This window comes from Pseudoalteromonas carrageenovora IAM 12662, from assembly GCF_900239935.1.
GTDB lineage: Bacteria > Pseudomonadota > Gammaproteobacteria > Enterobacterales > Alteromonadaceae > Pseudoalteromonas > Pseudoalteromonas carrageenovora.
This window is the reverse complement of the sequence record NZ_LT965929.1, coordinates 799,511-820,350: the sequence shown is the minus strand read 5'-3', so window position 1 is coordinate 820,350 and position 20,840 is coordinate 799,511. Positions and strand designations below refer to the sequence as shown.

The window sequence follows — 20,840 nt, the reverse complement described above, 5'->3', positions numbered from 1 at the left end:
ATATAAGGTAATAAAGGTTAAGGGTGTATAATCTATATATAACTCTATGATTATTATAAATAATACAAAAAAAAGCAGATCAGCTTTATACTTGGTTAAGATCAGATCTTTATCTACCCTTGGATCACCTTTTTACTAAGCTATATTTAAAACATTGAGTTATGCACAAGTTACTCAATTAGTTATGAACAAAAACAGCTCGACAGATCAATTTTTTACTAAGTAAATTATAAAGTTATACACCAAGCAGTGCTTTAAAACGTGGCTTTAATTGGTATAGATCTGATCTGTAGTAAGTACAGATCAGATCTATGCTAACTCAATAAGTCTTTATCCACAGGGATAAAAAATTTAAGGCTAATTTGTCGTGCTAATTTTACAAAAAAACTAAATGTGATGGACAAAATAACACCTGAGTTAGTAAAAATTAGATTTATAACTGTACTCTTAGTAAAATAGTGATCTAAAATCATGATAAATACATTAACCTTAGTAAAATAATGATCTGAACATTTTATTTAAACTCGGATCACTTTTATACTAACTTAAACATTTAACTTTTGTCGTTTTATGTGTTGTTATTAGCTGTCGCAATAAAAATGGAAATAAGAACAATGAGCCGAAAGGTCAACATCTCGGTAGATAACTTGCCCGATACACTAAGGGGCCAAATCCACGGGGTGGAAAGTGCAATCGATAACGAAAGTTTAGCACTGTTTACAGATAATAAAGATGTGCGAATTTCAATCGAAAATGCAGCTCATGGATTACGTGCTTACTCTAACACATTTAATCATTATGATTTGTGGGGTCGCTTTGTACGTTCTGGCCATAAAAAATTGCCTCTAGAAGAAGCTCCTAAAAAAACGATAATAACGCGTAAAATATCTGAAAAAGTAGATGGTATTTTATATGATGGCGAAATAAAAATAACGCCTGCTGTTGTTAGTACGCGTAAAGATGGTGAAGACGTTGAATATTTAGTATGGCCATCAGATAGAGAAGAAAAAGTTGAGCGCGCACTTATTCGTTTAGCCTCTAAAGGTAAAATAGTAAAAATTAATTTTAAGTCCGGTATTCAATATGCAGTCGTTTTTTCTATGAACGAATTAGCACAGGAGCTTAAAGCGGTTGGGCAGTCAATGCCTTATCCAGCAATCAAAGAATCATTAGAAGCACTTCAAGGTTCTAAACTTTCATTTAAATATTCTGCTACCGACACTAAGAATTCAGACATTGACGATTCTTTTTATGAGTCAAATATGAATTTTTTATCTTCGCTACACTTTAGTGGTAAAAAAGGTCAAGGTGGCAATGTTAAATGTGTTGCATGTTTAAATGCCTTTGTTCATAACATGATTGATAACCTTGAATACAAAGGATATTATTTTAATAGTGCCCAAGAATTAAAACGCGGCTTATCACGTTGGATGATGTTACGTTTGTATCATCTTTGGCGATATGCGGCGCCAGGTAAAACGTATCATTTTAGATTACTTTCTATTATGGAAAAATATGGCTCTATTTATTCTACCGATGATATTACTGAGAATAAATTAAAGGCATTACGTCGTGATATGACTACGACAATGAAAGATTTGATCGAAAAAGGGGCTATATCTGAATACAGCATCACAAATGTAAAAGACGATAAAACCGGAAATATTATCGACTACACATATGAAATGCATCCATCGGATCAGTTTTGCGACGAGATACTTACATTAAACAAACACAATAAACGCATAGAAATTCAAGGCGGTAAACGTATCGTTGAGAATGCAGTTTTAATTGATGAAGATAAAATTGAAGAAATAGTAGAAAAATAAAAAGGTTTATTTTAAACAATTAAACACCAAACCAAAAAGGCCACATAAAGTGGCCTTTTTAACATAATCATTATTTGTCTACTTGCTCTAAATATAACCTATCGACTAAAAAATCATACTCTCGCTTACGTGGGTGAGCATCTGGCTTTTGATAATCAGGTAAAATACCAAGCTTTACATCTGGTTCTGGGTTTATCAAAATAAAGGGTAATGCAGCACTAACGTGGTAACGATTTTGAGCTGTGTATCTAACATTTACTTGAGGGCTTACACGGGTAGGGCGTCTAATCCTTAATTTTTCTTTTTCACCTAAACTAGCTACACGCATTTGTTCTTGTGCAACTAATGATTGCCATTTTTGTTGATCAATCATTCTGGGGTTTCTGTAACCGGCCGATTTATCAAGCATCTCTAAAGCCATTTTTTTTGTGAGTGTTTTTGTTGCGTGCTTATGCATCCACGTAAAACGAACTGAAAAAGGCGAATCACTCTCAGAATGTATTTTTCTGTAGGCAGCTAAAGTAATTAAATTAGGCATTGCATTGTGTACTGCTTCAAAACGAGCATCGTTATTATCTATCGCGACAATACAAGCTTTAAAATCAGCCTTAGCCTTATTCACCTGAGCTATTCGATTATTAAGCGATTCTTTATCTGCATTTTTAATTACAAGTAAACCAGGGTGGCGCTTTAAAACACGACTACTTAAACCATCTTTTTTATAAATATCAGTGAATGAATTAAGGATAGATTTATGTGCTAAATCACCCGAAATCCTATTAGTGATAATAGACTCTGGAACAATGCTTTCATCAGCGCTACTAATATTAGGCAACTGATAATATTCAGCCTTCGAGTACTCACAAGCTTTTAGCTCTTCTACTAACAATAATGTTAGCTCATTCATTAAATCAAACTGACTTCTAATTTGTATTTTACTAACCATATACAACCAAGAACACATCTTACAATTTTGTAATTATCACATATAACCTTTTACTTGTTTATAAAAATTTTAATCTTATCACTTTGCCCAGATAAACTTTAAATTAAATTAAGTATGATGTGTTCTTTAGTTGTGGGCTATTAATATAATTACTGCATAAAAATAATTCGCTAATATAATAGCCGGTACATTAGCTGTTATCTCATTATCCAATGAGTAAATCTAACTCACTAATCTACTATAGTGATAAATAATAAACTGCAAATCATGAGTGTGAGATATTTTAATTATTTACACTCTGGATGATTGAGGCTTTGGACTCGGAGGGCAAAATGAGCGGTATCAATGTATGAAACTTAACTAAACAGAGCATATTTAAGTAACCAAAGGTTTTTGGTGTGCTGGAATCATTACATAGTAGATGAACGTAAGTGCACTGAAGGGTTAGTATAAATTATAAATCGAGTGCGTAGTCGGCTAAGTGGATAAGTTAGCTTTAAATAAACTAAAGCCCCATAAACACTATTAGTGATTTTTGTTAGCAATTCATTAGAGTTACCATGCCCTTAGCATATATTAGCCTGCGTTCATACTGATTATCTTTTTTAATTATTTTAGCCTGTAAAGTTAAGACTACAAACTCACGCATTTAAGTATGATGTGTTCCCTTGTTGTTTGTATACATGTAATGCTTGCCTTTAATTTAATATAAGATACTCGAAATATAATTAATTTACTTTTATCTTGTTGTTATTAAATGAATAAATATTTTAAATAAAACAAAAAAATGGCATACAGAACAGCTTATTTAAGTTATAAAATTTATATATACCTAGCTCATAACTAAATAATTGGTAAATAGTGAATTTAGTCCTTGAACTTAGGTGCCTGCATACGTTAATTTCTTCTTATCAGGTAATGTAGGAATGAGGAAAGAACATGCAATCGTGGAACCCAAATAGTTGGAGAGAGCTGCCAATACTGCAGCAACCACAGTACCCAGATCAAGAAGAGTTAAAGTCAGTAGAGGGCCAATTAAAAAGCGCTCCGCCATTAGTATTTGCTGAGGAAACAAGAAGCTTATTTAAACAGCTTGAAGATGTGTGCGAAGGTCGTGCATTTTTACTTCAAGGTGGTGATTGTGCTGAGTCGTTTAGTGACTTTAACGCAGCTAATATTCGCGATACATTTAAAACCATTTTACAAATGGCGGTTGTATTAACTTACGGCGGTAAATGCCCTGTAGTTAAAATTGCACGTATGGCTGGCCAATATGCAAAACCACGCTCTGCAGATTTAGAAACAATTGATGGAATTTCATTACCATCTTACCGTGGTGATATTGTAAATAGCTTTGAATTTACAGAAGAAGCACGTATACCAGACCCTCAACGTTTAATGAAGGCTTACCACAACAGTGCAGCTACATTAAACTTACTACGTGCATTTGCACAAGGTGGCTTAGCTGACTTACACCAGGTAAACCGCTGGAATATGGGTTTTGTTGCCGCTAATCCGCAAAAAGAGCGTTTCCAACAACTTGCAGACAAAATTCAAGATGCACTTGAATTTATGGAAGTGTGTGGCATTAATTCTACAATTGCACCTAGCCTTAAAGAAACAGATTTATACACTTCTCACGAAGCCTTATTACTAGGTTACGAAGAAGCGCTAACACGCCGTGACCACCTTTCAGGTGATTGGTACGACTGTTCAGCACACTTTGTTTGGATTGGTGAGCGTACACGCCAGCTAGATCATGCCCACATTGAGTTTTTCAAAGGTATTAAAAACCCCATAGGTGTTAAAGTTGGCCCTGGCATGGACCCAGACGACCTAATTCGTTTAATTGATGCAGTAAATCCAGATAACATCCCGGGTCGCTTAACGTTAATTACGCGTATGGGTGCTGATGTTCTTCCAGAGAAATTACCAGCACTCGTTCGCCGCGTTCAACAAGAAGGCCGTAAAGTAATTTGGAGCTCAGATCCAATGCACGGCAATACTGAAAAAGCGACATCTGGTTACAAAACACGTAGCTTTGATAATATTATGCGCGAGATCAGCCAATTCTTTGCAGTACACAAATCTGAAGGTTCATATGCAGGTGGTGTTCATTTAGAAATGACAGGTCAGCACGTAACAGAGTGTACAGGTGGTGCTTACGGTTTATCAGACGATGACCTAGCACAGCGTTACAAAACACAATGTGACCCTCGCTTAAATGCAGACCAAGTATTAGAAGTTGGTTTCTTAGTAGCTGATTTATTAAAAGACGCTCGTAAGTAATAAGTAAAAAATTAAAGCCGCATATTGCGGCTTTTTTTAGCAAAATAGTAAATTAGTTTGTTAGTACTTACGTCGCTCAAGGTTACTGTCAATTAGGATTTTAGCAGATATTTCTTCTACCGAATGATGAGTAGAATTAAAGTACGAAATTTTATGGCGTTTATATAACATTTCTACTTCACGCACTTCTATTCGGCATTGCCTAATAGACGCGTATTTAGAATTAGCCATACGCCTATGCCTTATTGCAGCTAAACGTTCAGGGTCAATAGTCAGGCCAAACAACTTATGTTTGTAAGGGAGTAAACACTTAGGTAAACCCTCACTTTCTAAGTCGTCTTCTGTTATTGGGTAATTAGCGGCTTTAATACCGTATTGTAGTGCTAAGTATAAACTGGTTGGTGTTTTACCACTGCGGCTCACACCAACTAAAATAATATCAGCTTCAGAAAAGTTTTTAATGTTGCCACCGTCATCATTCATTAGTGCGTAGTTGACGGCGTCAATTCTAAAATCATAGCTTTTTTCGTGAATAGAATGCGTGCGGTGCATTTTTGGTACTGGTGCTACATCAAGCTCTTTTTGTATTTTTTCGCTATAAGTAGAGAGAAAATCGTAAGCAACAGCATCGGCTGATTTAATAATTTCACTTAAGTTATGATTAACGAAGGTAAAGAACACAAATGGCTTCTCACCTTCTTTTGCAGCAGTTGCGTTAATTAACGCTTTAATTTCATTTGCTTTTTCTTCTGTTTCAACAAAAGGAATAGTTTTATGATTAAAATCAACCGGAAATAACGACAAAGTCGCGTGCCCAAAAACCTCTGAGGTAATTGCAGTACCGTCTGATATATAAAAAGCAGTTCTCATAGTTAACCTTTTTATTACGTTTAATCCCTAAAATGGGTTACTCACGGTTTACGTGAGGACTAATGCCAGTGTAGAATGAAGCTGACCTTTATAAAAGGTTTTCTTTCTTAACTCTCACAGTTTCAACTACAATTTGTTTTTTGGAGAAAGACCCGTGCAAGAATACGTTCTCTGGTATCAAGAGCTTGGTATGCAAGATGTTCCTCGTGTTGGTGGTAAAAATGCCTCACTCGGTGAAATGATTTCAAACCTAGCAAACGCAGGTGTACAGGTTCCGGGTGGTTTTGCCACTACAGCCGACGCTTTTAACGAGTTTTTAGATCAATCAGGACTCACCGCAAAAATTCACGACATCTTAGATACACTCGATGTTGATGATGTAAATACACTTGCCAAAGTAGGTGCTGATATCCGCCAATGGATAATCGATACACCATTCCAACCTAACCTAGATAAAGCAATCCGCGACGCTTATAGTCAACTCCACGGTGACACAACAGCAGATGTTTCTTTTGCAGTACGTTCATCAGCTACCGCTGAAGACATGCCAGATGCATCATTCGCAGGCCAACAAGAAACTTTTCTTAACGTAGTAGGTATCGACTCAGTAATGGTCGCTATTAAACACGTATTTGCTTCTTTATTTAACGACCGTGCAATATCGTACCGTGTTCACCAAGGTTACGATCATCGTGGCGTAGCGTTATCTGCTGGTATTCAGCGCATGGTACGCTCAGATAAATCAGCATCTGGTGTAATGTTTAGTATTGATACAGAGTCGGGTTTTGAAGACGTTGTATTTGTTACATCAAGCTATGGCTTAGGTGAAATGGTTGTACAGGGCGCAGTAAACCCTGATGAATTTTATGTTCATAAACCAACATTACTAAAAAACAAACCTTCAGTAGTACGTCGTAACATTGGTTCTAAAGCCATTCAAATGATTTACTCAAAAGATAAAGCGCACGGTAAACAAGTAGACATCGTTGATGTAGACCCAGCGCTTTCAAACAAATTTTCGATTACAGATGAAGAAGTGCAAGATCTTGCCAAACAAGCTGTAATCATCGAAAAACATTACGGTCGTCCTATGGACATCGAATGGGCAAAAGACGGTAACGACGGCAAACTATATATAGTTCAAGCGCGTCCAGAAACCGTGCGCTCAAACGAAGACGCAAACGTAATGGAACGTTTTCAATTAAACGGTACTAGCAACGTAATTGTTGAAGGCCGTGCAATTGGTCACAAAATTGGTAGCGGTGTTGTACGCGTACTCGATTCAATTAAAGAAATGGATCAAGTACAAGAAGGTGACATTTTAGTGACCGACATGACCGACCCAGATTGGGAACCAATCATGAAGCGTGCTGCAGCCATTGTTACAAATCGTGGCGGTCGTACGTGTCATGCTGCAATTATTGCACGTGAATTAGGTATTCCAGCAGTGGTTGGTTGTGGTAATGCAACCGATTTAATCAAAGCGGGTCAAGAAGTAACAGTCTCATGTGCTGAAGGCGATACAGGCTACATCTACGAAGGTATTTTAGACTTTGAAATACTAACGTCGCGTGTTGATAAAATGCCAGAACTACCAATGAAAGTTATGATGAACGTGGGTAACCCAGATCGTGCATTCGATTTTGCACGTTTACCGCATGCAGGTGTTGGCCTTGCCCGTGTTGAGTTTGTTATTAACCGCATGATTGGTGTGCACCCTAAAGCACTTTTAAACTTTGATGCGCAAACACCCGCTCTACAAGCAGAAATTACCGATATTATTGCCGGTTACGAATCACCTGTAGAATTTTATATCTCTAAGTTAGTAGAAGGTATTTCTACACTTGGTTGTGCCTTTGCACCAGAGCGCGTAATTGTGCGTATGTCTGATTTTAAATCAAACGAATACGCAAACTTAGTAGGTGGTGAGCAGTACGAACCAGAAGAAGAAAACCCAATGATTGGTTTTCGTGGTGCTGCACGTTATATCTCTGAAGACTTCCGTGATTGTTTTGCCCTTGAGTGTGAAGCAATAAAACGCGTAAGAAACACCATGGATATGACCAACATCGAAATCATGATCCCATTCGTACGTACCCTTGAAGAAGGTAAACGAGTAATCGAATTACTAGAAGAGCATGGCCTTAAACGTGGCGAAAATGGTCTTAAAGTAATAATGATGTGTGAGCTTCCTTCAAATGCATTACTTGCAGATGAATTTTTAGATATGTTCGATGGATTTTCTATCGGCTCTAACGATTTAACTCAGCTAACACTTGGTTTAGACCGTGATTCAGGTTTAATCGCACATTTATTTGATGAGCGTAACCCTGCTATTAAAAAGCTACTTTCAATGGCTATTAAAACAGCTAAAGAAAAAGGTAAATACGTAGGTATTTGTGGCCAAGGTCCTTCAGATCATGAAGACTTTGCAGCATGGTTAGTAGAGCAGGGCATTGATTCTGTTTCACTAAACCCAGATACAGTACTAGAAACTTGGTTATACCTAGCAGACAAACTTGCTAAATAATCGCGTTTATTCGTTACTAATAAAAATGCCAGCTTAATAGCTGGCATTTTTGTATGTGGCATAATTTAGCGTGCTAATTTTTTGTCTAAATAATTACACGATTTAGTTAAGGCTTTTTGGCATAGTTTTAAATAATGCCTCGCTTTTGGGTAGTAAAAAGAAAAGCACAGTAATCCCGCCATAAAAAATATTAGCGAGGGGCCTGGCACCAGAGAAAAAAACAACCCCAGCAAAATAAACAAAACACCTATGATCTGTAATAGTAATTTTTTCATATAAACCTCTACACATTGGTTTAACTTGATTATAAATACAGAACCTCAAAATACGACAAAAAGAGTGTTACAAACTGTAAAATCTTCAATTTCTATTAGCCATCACCATGATATAATTACACAAATGCCTTAAATTATCGCCGTCATGATAGCAACAATTACACAGCAAGATGCAGCGACCGAACTTGTCGCAAATTACTTAAGTACTATTAAAAATCAAGGTTTTAGAGGAGACACCGATGCAAGCTATGCAACGCGTTTAACTGCCTCTACCGATAACAGTATTTATCAGCAAATTCCTCAAGGTGTTATTTTTCCTAAAACCGAAAAAGACATTCAGCTCGCTTTGCAAACCGCATCTCGCGACCCATTTTTGTCGCTTACTTTTGGCCCGCGTGGTGGCGGTACGGGTACAAACGGGCAGTCACTAACGCCTGGTATTGTTGTTGATTTATCACGTTATATGCGAGAAATTCTCGAAATTAATGTAGAAGAAGGTTGGGTAAGAGTACAAACAGGTGTAATAAAAGATCAATTAAACGACTTTTTAAAACCCTATGGTTTTTTCTTTTCACCCGACTTATCTACTAGTAATCGTGCAACTATTGGCGGAATGATCAGCACCGATGCATCAGGCCAAGGGTCACTAGTTTACGGTAAAACCAGTAATCATGTTTTAGGCTTAACCACCTATTTAGTTGATGGCACACCTATGGTTACCTCGCCAATCGACATACAAAAAGCAAAAGTTATCGCCGAGCAAGACTCACTTATAGGCAGCTTATACAAAACAGTATTAGATATTTCTATTACGCAGCGCGATGCTATTTTAGAGAAGTTTCCGCGTTTAAATCGCTTTTTAACCGGCTACGACCTAGAGCATGTGCTAAGTGATGACTTACAAACTTTTGATATGAGCAGGCTAATTACCGGATCAGAAGGCTCATTAGGTATAGTCACTGAGGCAAAATTAAACTTAACACCCATAGCCGAATTTAAAACACTTATAAATATTAAGTACGATAGTTTTGATTCTGCACTTCGTCATTCACCTTTTTTGGTAGATGCACGCGCAACATCTGTTGAAACAGTCGACAGCAAAGTATTAAATTTAGCGCGCGAAGATATAATTTGGCATTCAGTATCGGACTTAATAACCGACGTACCAAATAAAGATATGCAAGGGCTCAACATGGTTGAGTTTAATGCAGTATCACCCGACGACATAAAAGACAAAGTTAACACACTTTGTACATTGTTAGATGAGTGCGTAGCAAATCAAACCAACGGTGTAATTGGTTATCAGTTAACCAACGATAAAAGCGATATTTTAAAAATTTACGCAATGCGTAAAAAGTCAGTCGGTTTGCTTGGTAATGTTAAAGGCAGCCAAAAGCCATTGGCCTTTGCCGAAGACACCGCAGTACCGCCAGAAAACCTAGCAGATTATATTGTAGAATTTAGAGCATTACTCGATAGCCATAATTTACAATATGGTATGTTTGGCCATGTTGATGCCGGCGTTTTACACGTACGCCCAGCACTTGATATGTGCGATCCAGAACAAGAAAAACTACTGCGTACAATTTCTGATGACGTTGTAAAACTCACAGCAAAATATGGCGGGTTAATGTGGGGCGAGCATGGTAAAGGTTATCGCAGCGAATATGGCCCTGAATTTTTTGGCGAACATTTATTTAATCAACTGCGTAAAATAAAAACTGCATTCGATCCTAATAACAGAATCAACCCAGGTAAAATATGTACACCCATTGAAAGTGAAGACTCACTTGTAAGTGTAGATAGTCAAAAACGTTCTTACTTTGATAAGCAAATATCTATCGATGTAAAAACCAGTTTTAATAACGCCATGACCTGTAATGGTAACGGAATATGCTTTAACTACGACGAAAATTCACCTATGTGTCCGTCGTATAAAGTAACCGGCGATCGTAAGCATTCACCAAAAGGGCGCGCAACATTAATGCGCGAATGGTTACGACTTCAAGAGTCTAAAAATGTAGATTTACTGGAAGTAGAAAAAGAACTTAATAAAGGTGAAGTTATTACCTGGTGGGAACGCTTTGTTCATAGCCGAGAAAGAAACAAAGGCGTTTACGATTTTTCTCACGAAGTAAAAGAATCTATGGATGAATGTTTAGCATGTAAAGCGTGTACAACTTCATGCCCAATAAAAGTAGATGTGCCAACTTTTAGAGCGCGCTTTTTAAATTATTACCATAGTTATTACGCTCGTCCACTTAAAGATTATTTAGTAGCAAACATAGAAACCTCGGCTCCGCTTATGTCAAAATTTGCACGAGTAATTAATCCTGTTGTAAAAACCAATTTAGTAAGTGGGTTAATTAAAAAAACGGTTGGCTATGTAGATACACCTCAATTAAGTATTCCATCACTTGATAAACGTGTAGCCAAAGCGTATAAATTTAATTTTGAGTTATTAAATTCACTTTCAAGTGAAGAGCAAAATAATTATGTGCTAATTGTGCAAGACCCCTTTACCAGTTTTTATGAAGCTGAATTAGTACAAAGTTTTATAACGCTTATAACTGCACTGGGTAAAAAACCTATGCTATTACCCTTTAAACCAAATGGTAAAGCACAGCACGTTAAAGGTTTTTTACACGAGTTTAAAGTAACAGCAAAAAATGCCGCCGAGTTTTTAAATAAACTCAGTGATATAAATGCGCCACTGGTTGGTTTAGATGCATCGTTAGTTATGTGTTATCGCGATGAGTACAACACAATTTTAGAAAGTAATCGCGGTGATTTTCATGTACAACTTGCACATGAATGGCTACAAACTCAATCTTTCAAATCGTTAAGTGCAAAGAAAAACCAAGATACAGAATTTACATTGCTTAGCCACTGTACAGAAACAACGGCATTACCAAAAGCGGCAAGTGTTTGGAAAACTATTTTTACTGATATTGGTTTAACACTAAACACAACAAATACCGGGTGTTGCGGAATGGCCGGTACATACGGCCACGAAGCACAAAACCAAGAAAACTCTCGTACACTTTACGAAATGAGTTGGAAACCAATTGTAGATAAAAATAAACCAGATCAACTTTTATCTACCGGGTTTTCGTGCCGCAGCCAAGTTAAACGCTTTGAACAATTTAAACCTAAGCACCCAATAGAGTTACTCGCACAGGTACTTAGCTAATAAAAGTTAAAAATAAAAAAGGCGTAACTTAAAAATAAGTAACGCCTTTTTTATTAATACCAATTCGCTTAATTAAGTGATCAATTTTGAGGCTGGAAAAACGTGTTGGTACCTCGGCAAATAATTCACTAATTTTTATAAAAGTTATTTAGATTGTTTAGCAAAACTATCTGCAATTGGTTTTGTACTTATACCGTGAATAAACACACTAAATAAAATAGTGGTCATAGCGATAGTTGCAATGTCGTATTTATTTTCTATTTGTGTATCTATAACCATTAAAGTAAAAACAATCGATGCTAAACCTCGCGGTCCAAACCAAGCAAATGTAAAACGTTCTTTTATATTAAGCGCTGTAAATTGAAGCGACAACATAACCGGAATTATTCTAATTAACGTAGTACTAAGTAGCGCATAAATAATTATTTCTTTATTCAAATTTGGTAAAACTAAATATGCACATACAAATCCAAACAGGCACCAAATCATTAACGATGTAAAATCAGCAATATGTTCAGAATCTTCAATCAGTTCTGCTCGCACACCCGTGTCTGAAAACTTATCAAATAACAAACCCGCAATAAATACAGCAATAAAACCACTTCCATGAAAGTACTGCGTTATTGAAAAAATAGCCATGGCAAAACCTAATAGTAAAAATGGACTAGTGTTTTGTGCAAAGTAATGACGTTTCATTGCAAAATTTAATACCGGAATAAATAAAGCAATTGATGTAACCGCTATTAATACAGCTAAACCTAACTCTCGCGAAAACACACCTAATGTTTGCGATGCTGTTATTGCTGAATCAGGATTTTTAGCAAGCAAAATAAATATTAAAAACACAGGTACACATAAACCATCGTTTAATCCGCTTTCAGTATTTATACCTTCTCGAATTTTTTCAGGTACATTTGTACTTGCTAATAAACCTTTACTCAATGCGGCATCGGTCGGCGTTAAAATAATTGCAAGCAATGCAGTTTGAATAAGTGATAACTCTGTAAATAAAAATAGTCCAGCACCAATACCACAAAGTAAGGTAAGGGGTAGGGCAACAAACAATAATAAACTAGGATACTGAAAACTATGTTTTAAAACACTTAATTTAGATTTAGCCGCATCAGAAAATAAAAATATACTTAAAGTCAGTTCTATTAACGGTAATAAAAAATCTATGCCCGTTTTTAATTCGTCGCCTTCATTGGGCAGTAACCACGCTAAACCTATTCCACCTAAAACAAAAAACATAGGTCCTGTAATTTCTGTTCGCTCTAATTGCCTAATAGAAATTGAGTAAACTAAAAATAAAAAACCAATAAATGCTATCACTAAGTATTCCATTAAATTTTCCTTTTAACGCCAGATTTTGCTCGCTCTTTAATATTTGTTTGAATATAAATTTGATCGGTTGTCGCAATTTTAGAGTGCCCTAAATCTTCCGATAAATGTTTTAAAGGCCGTGTTTGTGCATCGTGTGTTGCACCAGTATGGCGTAGCCAATGTGCAGTTGCCGCTTCAAGTTGTTCTGCATCATCTTTAAAACCATCATCAAGTAAAGATTGTTGGGCCAAATCAAAACTTTGTTGTACTAAACGCCTAATTTGCCTAACGGTCATTCCACCTTGGCCACGAATTTTATGTACCAATGGCTCAGATTCGTCAACGCGAGGTAGGGCGGGTAACCCTCTGTATAATCGGTAGCGTTTTAAATATTCAACAAAATCGTCACTTAATGTAACATCACGAAGTTTATTGCCTTTACCCATAATACGTAAAAACCAAAAGCCGTCATTATCTTGCCAAAAGTGTGACATAACTGGTGACCACTGCGGGCGCTCTGACAATTCAGAAATTCGTAAATATAACCCTTTTAAACAAGCTAAGGTAAATAAATTACGCTCAAGATCTGGTTTTTGTTCGCATAAATCACGTGTTACACCAAATACATATTCCCACTGGATATCACTTAAAGTATCAGGAATTTGTATTTGAGACTGAACCACTAAATAGGGGCTATTTTTTTTAACCACAGGTACAAAGTTCGCAAATGTGCGTTCTTCTAAAATCGCAAATTTAAAAAACACATTTAATGCGGTAAACATAGCCGACAAAGTTTGCTGGCTTGCTATAGATTCTTTTTGCATGAAAGGGCGCCAATTTTGGTTTAATCGGCGAATACCTTGCTCATCCTTATAGCGCCATTGTACAGAAGTTGATGCCCATTTTTTATCTGGCTCAACCATAAAATCGACATAGGCTTCAATATCTTCACGTTTTAAATCGAACACAGATTTTTCGGCAATTAACCAAGACCATAAATAAAAGCGTTCTAGCTCATTTCGAAAACGACTATATGTTGCTTCTGATTTTCGTCCGTAAACATATAAAAACTGGTATAAAAATTTAAGATCAGCCTTTGATTCAGTTACAGTCAAGCCAACTTGCTGTATAAAGGATGCAAGTTCTGGGTATTCTGATTTAAGAGTATCGTCATCAAGATGAGCAATTTGGTATCTTAATTGTTTTAACGTATCAACTAAAGCAACAAGCATAATGTGTAAATATTCAATAAAATAATAGACTTACAACTTAACGTTAAAGTCCGATACTGTCTAGTATTGGACATAGTGAAAGTTTAATTATTTACACATTTTTACTGATTTAGTTTTGCTAGGTCTTATTAAGGAAAGTTTATGAAAAAGTTTATTATTTTAAGTGTAATTACATTAAGTGTTTTACTTACAGGTTGTGCCACAACGGGCAGTGCTTCACCAGGCGAAAAACGCTCTTTAGTACAAAGCATGAAATCAAATACACTAGACAAATTATATGCACAAAAACCCGATGTTAAAAAACAAATTGCCAACTCGGCTGGTTACGCTGCATTTGATAACGCAAACGTCAATGTTGTTTTAGCCAGTTTTGGTGGTGGTTATGGTGTAGTAAAAAATAACTTAACCGGTAAATCAACTTACATGAATATGGGCGAAGCCGGTTTAGGCCTAGGTTTAGGTGTTAAAGACTTTAATGTTGTTATGGTTTTTCATAACCAAGCAGCAGTAAATAGATTTATTGAACACGGTTGGGCATTTGGCGGAAACGCAGATGCAGCAGCAAAATATGAAGATAAAGGCGGTGCATTGGTTGCCGAAGCTATTGCAGATCAGGTTACAGTATATTCTTTAACCGAAAATGGCCTTGCACTACAAGCTGTACTAAAAGGCACTAAATTTTGGGTAGATTCTGAGCTAAATTAACCCCTCATAACTCTCCTAAAAGCGGGCTGGTTTGTATAATCACGCTCGCTTTATTATAAACATCACAATTTAACATAACGTAATTTATGAGCCGTGATCGATACGTTGTAAATTCTTATACAACCTTGTATATTTTTAATACTGTTAATTATTTAAAGGAATAAAAAGTGACTACTTTCAAAATATTGATATTTTTCACCCTATCCATAAGTAATGCGTTTGCAAATGGCTCAACATCTTCATATTTAAAAAATGAAATCAATGAAGCCCATAAAGCTTATTTGTTTAATGATACTGCCACCGGTTTATATGCATTAAATTCACTAGCTCGTTTATTAGAGCATATGGGCCCAGATGAGCTTTCAATTGAAGGAACAAACTTAAACCTTGCTTTAACTTACTTCCGAATTGGACTATTACATGAAAAAAATGGTGATGAACTACTTAAAGATAAATATTTTTCAAAAGCAATAGTTTTAGCTCCAAATTCAGAGGAAATTCTAACTAATGACTTTCGCTCTCTAGTTAATAAACTTGATAAAAATTTTAGTGAATAAAATTTTTTATAGATAAGAATTAGTCGATACTAAAAAAATTTTTATAAAAATGAAACCGGGAAATTTTATTTCACCAAATCGTTATATAAATAATAAAGCTAGTTATTTAGGTATTAATAATTAGCTTTTTAAATTAAAAATTACACCATATCTTATGACGCTTATCTATATTAGTGGAGCAATTCATTAGCTCAAACTATTTTTTGACAATGATTATTTTATAAATTTTTATTTATTAGATTGGATTTATTTGCCTATCGAATCTGCCTTTACTTTCAAACACTCCTAACTTATTGTTATTTCTAAGGCATACATTTATTTAATCATTAATCTCTTATCAAATGCTTCAGCCAATTTTTCAGTTTCACTAAAAACGGTATTCCAATATTTAATACGTGTGTCTGCATCAAGATCAGTAAAGTCGTTTCTGTCTGGAATTTTTCCGTAAGGTAAACCGGCTATAAATTCTTTTGATGGGGTGATCATCACCACGCTATCGTAATTTTGTGGGGACACTTTACGTTTTAAATTTTTATCAAACCACCCTGCTTTTGGCTCGCTATTAAAATGCGGATATAAAATTAAGCCTGGGTTATTAATTTTTAAATCAAAGTGGTAGTCAATTATTCCTCCATCCCGATAAATGCCTGGTGGCGAGCCTGCAATATTTTTTATGCCTTGCATAACAAGTGGTATAGAGCCTGATGCAAGTAAGGCATCTTTTAAATTTGTTTGGCTAAGTGGTATGTTTTGGGTTTTAAAATTATAACTGTCGGTTATTGATAAATTGCTGTTGGGTGCGCCAAAAATAAATCGCTCGTACTGTGAGCCTAATAATTTTCGGTTAACACGGTTGAGCATATAACTTTTTGATAAACCCAGTAGCTGTATTAATTTATTTTCGCTAGCAATAAAGCCATTAGATTTAGCCACTATAAAATGCGCTTTAAATACAGGGTTATTTATAATTTCGGTTACGCCATTGTCTCCAAAAACATCTTCAAGTAATGCACGCGCTTTTATTGTTATTTCATTTGGTGTTGGTTTATTACTTGAGTACCTAGTTTGCGAATACGATTTGGCTAAACGCTCAATGGCAGCAACGGGGTCGTTTTGTGCAAAACAGGCTGAACGAAATGCGCCAGCAGAAGAACCAATTAAATTAAGTTGTTGGGTGCGGTCTTTAAAAAACTCACCAAAAATATATTTGTCTAAGCCAAATAATGTAAACCATTTAGGCCCGCCACTTGCCCCTAAAAAAGAGGTAAATAACTCCGGTTTAAAGCCCTGCTCGTTAATAATTTTTGCTGCTGTTTTACCTGCGTGAATGTCGATCATTAAATCAATTTACCTTGTTATTCTTATATTTTAGTGCTGTTCACACAACCCAAAATTGAATAATTATGCAAAATTAAAAAGCGGTTTTATGTTGCCATAAAACCGCTTTTTATCGTTAAAATTGCTTAAAATACGGGAATCAATCCCAAATGCCGCTTTCGCATTTACCCTGTACTTTAACGTCTTTTACTTTAAATTCGGGCTCTATGCCTTTTTCTCTTTGTGTGTTGTAGTCGCGATTAACAGACAAAATAGTTGGCGTGAGCAATATAATAGCGATTACGTTAACCACTGTCATTAACCCTAATGCTATATCGGCTAAATCCCAGACTTCTTTTAGAGACGCCGATGCGCCCCACAGCATCATTGATAAATAAAGTAATGTATAAATTGTGCGCCCTACTTTGTTATCGAGCTTAAATAAATGAAGGTTACTTTCTGCGTAGGCATAATTTGCTACTACCGAGGTAAATGCAAATAAGGTAATTGCAGCTGCAACAAAGTACACACCGCCTTGTGCTAAATGTGCGGTCATAGCGCTTTGCGTTAAACGTATGCCTTCCATTTCGCCGCTTATATCAACATCGGCTAATAAAATAACTACTGCGGTACAACTACAAAGCACAATGGTGTCGAAAAACACGCCAAGCATTTGTATGTAGCCTTGTGTTACTGGGTGGTTAGGAATGGGGCTTGCGCTTGCTGCAGCATGCGGCACACTACCTGCACCGGCTTCGTTAGAATATAAACCGCGTTGAATACCATTTTTAATGGCTGCCCCCATTGCACCTGCGCCTGCCTCTTGCAAACCAAAGGCCGATAAAAATACATCTTTAAGCATGGCCGGTACTTGCGGTAAGTTCATAATTGTAATAATAACGGCAGCTGCTACAAATAATATACCCATTAATGGCACTACTCGCTCAGCAAAGCGGGCAATGGCTTTAAAGCCACCTAATATAATTGAGCCTGCTAATACGGTAATAACTAATCCAGAATAAAAGGTAGGTACTTGAAAAGCATAGTTAAGGGCGTCGGTTATGGTATTGGTTTGCATGGCACTAAAAGTAAAGCCATAACCTAAAAATAAACACGCGGCAAACACAATAGCAAAGGCACGGCTGCCCAAACCTTGTTGAATATAATAGGCGGGGCCGCCTCTAAATTCTCCACTACTATCGCGTACTTTATACACTTGCCCTAATACACTTTCGGCAAAGCCGGTTGCCATGCCTAGTATGGCTATAACCCACATCCAAAATATGGCGCCGCTTCCGCCTAGTGAAATTGCAACAGCGACCCCGGCTAAATTACCTGTACCTACACGGGCACACAGGCCTGTACACAATGCTTGAAATGATGAAATGTCGTCTTTTTTACACTTGCTACTGCCTTTTAACAGGCTAAACATGTGTTTAAATTTTACTATTTGAATTGCTTTTAAACGTACCGAAAACCAAATACCTGCAAACAGTAGTATGTAGATTAGTATTTGGCCTTCTCCCCATAATAGGCCATTTACACTTTTTACTACGGTATCGAACATGGGCTAATCCTTTTGTATTTATTATGTTTTTACTCAGCGCGTAGTTGAGTAATTGGCATTTAATAATGCATGTTAGCCATAGATTAAGGCAGCTAAGCTGCCTTAGTATGTTGACTTAGTGGTAGGTTATTTACTTTGCAGGTGTATGCCAGCAATCATGCATCTAACCGAACCTCCCGCCGACTCTATGGTTGGTATAGGTAACGGAACAAGTTTAGCTGTTTTTTGTATTGCTGCTTTTTGCTCGGTTGTAAGTGCATTAAACGCCGTTTGTGAGAGTGCTAAAATACGACCATTTGTACCTTGTAACTCTATTGCGTTGCCGCAAAAGCTACTTATTTGCGCATTAGTTAAGTTTATTACTTCTAAATGGCTTTGTATCAAATGGCTAGTTAATTGTTTGTGCTGACTATTTGGCACCATATTTAAGCTGATCATGGCAAACTCTGTGGCTACACACATTAATACATTAGTATGATAAACCGCAGTACCTTGCTCATCGTAGGCGTTAAATACAACAGGTTTTAGCTTTAATTGCTCGCACACTGTATTAACCACGGTTTTAGTAGTGCGCTTAGATTCTACTGCATAAGCAAGCTTATGGGGGTGGTCAATAACAAGCGATCCTGTGCCTTCTAAAAATGCATTTTCTTTCGCTAAAAATGAATAATCAGTCACAGACAACACTTTATAGTGATTAGTCAAAAAATCAATAATATCTTTTCGATATTCTAGCCTTCTGTTTTCTGCGTACATTGGGTACATAACTAGCTCGCCACTTTGATGGGTAGAAAACCAATTATTTGGAAACACAGAATCGGGCGTGTGTGTATGTTCGTCTTCAAAAAGATGAACCGTTACGCCCTCGTTTTGTAATAATTTAACCGCATTAGTGACTTCGTCAAAGGCAAGCTGGCTCTGATTTTGTGAGTTACAGGTACTTTGAAACGTATTGTCTAACATGGTTTGTGGATTAGATGTAAAGTGATGCGGGCGCACCATCACCACCGCTGTTGGTGCTTGCTTTATTATGCTCATGCGACTTGCTCTTGGCTTACTGATTTATTACTTTGCTCTGTATTAAGCACCGAAAACAAGTTACGTGGATCGGCTTGTTGTGTAATTAAATCAAGTAGTTCAAACTCACCCGCAGCCACCAGCGCGTCTTTAATATACACCAGCGCGGTAAAGTCTTCGCTTGCAAAGCCTACCCCATCAAATATTGTAAGCTCGTTGTTACTTGTACGCCCAGGTGTTTGTTTATTAATTACTTTATGAAACTCTGTTACGGCAAAGGTATCGCTCATTTGCTGTATTTCGCCCTCTATTCTGGTTTGCGGTTCGTACTCTACAAACACATTTGCGCGCGTTAATAATTGTGAATCAAGCTCTGTTTTACCAGGGCAATCGCCACCAATGGCATTTAAATGCACACCCTGGGGGATCATATCGCTGGTTAAAATAGTGGCATTTTTTTTATCGGCTGTGCAGGTGGTAATAATGTGCGCGCCTTGTACGGCCTCTTTTGCGCTATTACAAATAGTCACGTTTAAGCCACAGTTACTTAAATTGTTAAACGCTTTTTGTGAGGCATTTTTATCAATATCGTATAAACGAATGTGAGTAATGCCTAATACAGCTTTAAAAGCTAATGCTTGAAACTCAGACTGTGCACCATTACCAATTAATGTAAGCGTTGTTGAGTGCTTAGGCGCTAAATATTTTGCCACAAGCGCCGATGTAGCCGCTGTGCGTAAAGCTGTTAGTAAGCACATTTCGCTGATCATAACCGGATAGCCGCTATCAACATCCGACAAAATACCAAACGCGGCCACGGTTTGAAGTTCCTTAAAGGTATTTTTTGGATGACCATTTACATATTTACAACTAAACATTTTACCGTCGCTTACTGGCATAAGCTCTATTACGCCATCTGGAGAGTGCGCTGCATAACGTGGCGATTTATCAAATTCGTCCCAGCGAGCAAAGTCGTGTTCTAATCTTTGGGTAAGCTCAAGCAATACGTTTTCTATTCCGACTTTATTTATAAGTTTGGCCATTGCCTGTACGCTAACGAATGGAACACCTTGTTTAGGTTGTGCGATAAAATGACTCATAAATACCTCTTTAATGACTAAATAAATTAATTGAAATTAGTTTATAGGCCAGAGGTGTTACTTAAAATGCCAAAAGTTTATACAAATAAT

15 protein-coding genes are annotated in these 20,840 nt (G+C 36.7%); 6 read left to right on the top strand and 9 right to left on the bottom strand.

Translation table 11 applies throughout. The annotated features are described in order from the left end of the window. Positions 1 to 614: 614 nt before the first annotated feature. Complete coding sequence (locus ALFOR1_RS19890; protein ID WP_033021802.1) at positions 615 to 1,829, top strand: hypothetical protein; 1,215 nt, start codon at positions 615 to 617, stop codon at positions 1,827 to 1,829. Positions 1,830 to 1,899: 70 nt separating this feature from the next. Here the strand turns inward: ALFOR1_RS19890 and ALFOR1_RS19885 are convergent, their stop codons facing one another. Then, on the bottom strand, positions 1,900 to 2,775 hold the full coding sequence (locus tag ALFOR1_RS19885) for a DNA replication terminus site-binding protein (protein WP_058550359.1): 876 nt from the start codon (positions 2,773 to 2,775) through the stop codon (positions 1,900 to 1,902). A gap of 939 nt (positions 2,776 to 3,714) precedes the next feature. Between ALFOR1_RS19885 and ALFOR1_RS19880 the strand changes: the two genes are divergently transcribed. Then, positions 3,715 to 5,064: a class II 3-deoxy-7-phosphoheptulonate synthase gene (locus ALFOR1_RS19880; protein WP_104644160.1), complete on the top strand. Its 1,350-nt coding sequence runs from the start codon at positions 3,715 to 3,717 to the stop codon at positions 5,062 to 5,064. A gap of 60 nt (positions 5,065 to 5,124) precedes the next feature. On the opposite strand, the gene ppsR is transcribed toward ALFOR1_RS19880, so the two are convergent. Continuing rightward, positions 5,125 to 5,934, bottom strand: coding sequence for a posphoenolpyruvate synthetase regulatory kinase/phosphorylase PpsR (gene ppsR, locus ALFOR1_RS19875; protein ID WP_002962129.1), 810 nt, complete (start codon positions 5,932 to 5,934; stop codon positions 5,125 to 5,127). 154 nt (positions 5,935 to 6,088) lie between these two features. On the opposite strand from ppsR, the gene ppsA reads away from it, so the two are divergent. Then, on the top strand, positions 6,089 to 8,464 hold the full coding sequence (ppsA, locus tag ALFOR1_RS19870; RefSeq protein ID WP_104644159.1) for a phosphoenolpyruvate synthase: 2,376 nt from the start codon (positions 6,089 to 6,091) through the stop codon (positions 8,462 to 8,464). 65 nt (positions 8,465 to 8,529) lie between these two features. Here ppsA and ALFOR1_RS19865 read toward each other — a convergent pair whose 3' ends face one another. Beyond that, positions 8,530 to 8,739, bottom strand: coding sequence for a PGPGW domain-containing protein (locus tag ALFOR1_RS19865; RefSeq protein WP_104644158.1), 210 nt, complete (start codon positions 8,737 to 8,739; stop codon positions 8,530 to 8,532). A 145-nt stretch (positions 8,740 to 8,884) separates the two neighbouring features. Between ALFOR1_RS19865 and ydiJ the strand changes: the two genes are divergently transcribed. Continuing rightward, the gene (gene ydiJ / locus ALFOR1_RS19860; protein WP_104644157.1) at positions 8,885 to 11,932 is read left to right on the top strand and encodes a D-2-hydroxyglutarate dehydrogenase YdiJ; all 3,048 of its coding nucleotides are present in this window, start codon (positions 8,885 to 8,887) and stop codon (positions 11,930 to 11,932) included. 144 nt (positions 11,933 to 12,076) lie between these two features. Here the strand turns inward: ydiJ and ALFOR1_RS19855 are convergent, their stop codons facing one another. Then, the gene (locus tag ALFOR1_RS19855) at positions 12,077 to 13,276 is read right to left on the bottom strand and encodes a cation:proton antiporter (RefSeq protein ID WP_104644156.1); all 1,200 of its coding nucleotides are present in this window, start codon (positions 13,274 to 13,276) and stop codon (positions 12,077 to 12,079) included. Continuing rightward, a complete protein-coding gene (locus ALFOR1_RS19850; protein WP_104644155.1) occupies positions 13,276 to 14,487 on the bottom strand; it encodes a tyrosine-type recombinase/integrase in 1,212 nt (403 codons plus the stop codon). Before ALFOR1_RS19850 ends, ALFOR1_RS19855 begins: the two co-directional genes overlap by 1 nt. A 141-nt stretch (positions 14,488 to 14,628) precedes the next feature. Between ALFOR1_RS19850 and ALFOR1_RS19845 the strand changes: the two genes are divergently transcribed. Both ALFOR1_RS19845 and ALFOR1_RS19840 read left to right on the top strand, forming a co-directional pair. Then, the gene (locus ALFOR1_RS19845; RefSeq protein ID WP_104644154.1) at positions 14,629 to 15,192 is read left to right on the top strand and encodes a lipid-binding SYLF domain-containing protein; all 564 of its coding nucleotides are present in this window, start codon (positions 14,629 to 14,631) and stop codon (positions 15,190 to 15,192) included. A gap of 167 nt (positions 15,193 to 15,359) precedes the next feature. Then, positions 15,360 to 15,749, top strand: coding sequence for a hypothetical protein (locus ALFOR1_RS19840; protein WP_104644153.1), 390 nt, complete (start codon positions 15,360 to 15,362; stop codon positions 15,747 to 15,749). A 315-nt stretch (positions 15,750 to 16,064) separates the two neighbouring features. Here the strand turns inward: ALFOR1_RS19840 and ALFOR1_RS19835 are convergent, their stop codons facing one another. From ALFOR1_RS19835 to ALFOR1_RS19820, 4 genes are all read right to left on the bottom strand, one after another. Next, on the bottom strand, positions 16,065 to 17,087 hold the full coding sequence (locus ALFOR1_RS19835; protein ID WP_104644152.1) for a patatin-like phospholipase family protein: 1,023 nt from the start codon (positions 17,085 to 17,087) through the stop codon (positions 16,065 to 16,067). Between the two features lie 139 nt (positions 17,088 to 17,226). After that, complete coding sequence (locus tag ALFOR1_RS19830) at positions 17,227 to 18,633, bottom strand: alanine/glycine:cation symporter family protein (RefSeq protein ID WP_104644151.1); 1,407 nt, start codon at positions 18,631 to 18,633, stop codon at positions 17,227 to 17,229. A gap of 126 nt (positions 18,634 to 18,759) precedes the next feature. Further along, positions 18,760 to 19,671 (bottom strand): citrulline utilization hydrolase CtlX, encoded by a 912-nt coding sequence (gene ctlX / locus ALFOR1_RS19825; RefSeq protein WP_104644150.1) that lies wholly within the window; start codon positions 19,669 to 19,671, stop codon positions 18,760 to 18,762. Continuing rightward, positions 19,668 to 20,750: an ornithine cyclodeaminase gene (locus ALFOR1_RS19820; RefSeq protein ID WP_104644149.1), complete on the bottom strand. Its 1,083-nt coding sequence runs from the start codon at positions 20,748 to 20,750 to the stop codon at positions 19,668 to 19,670. The genes ctlX and ALFOR1_RS19820 overlap by 4 nt, the downstream gene beginning before the upstream one ends. Between the last annotated feature and the right edge of the window lie 90 nt (positions 20,751 to 20,840).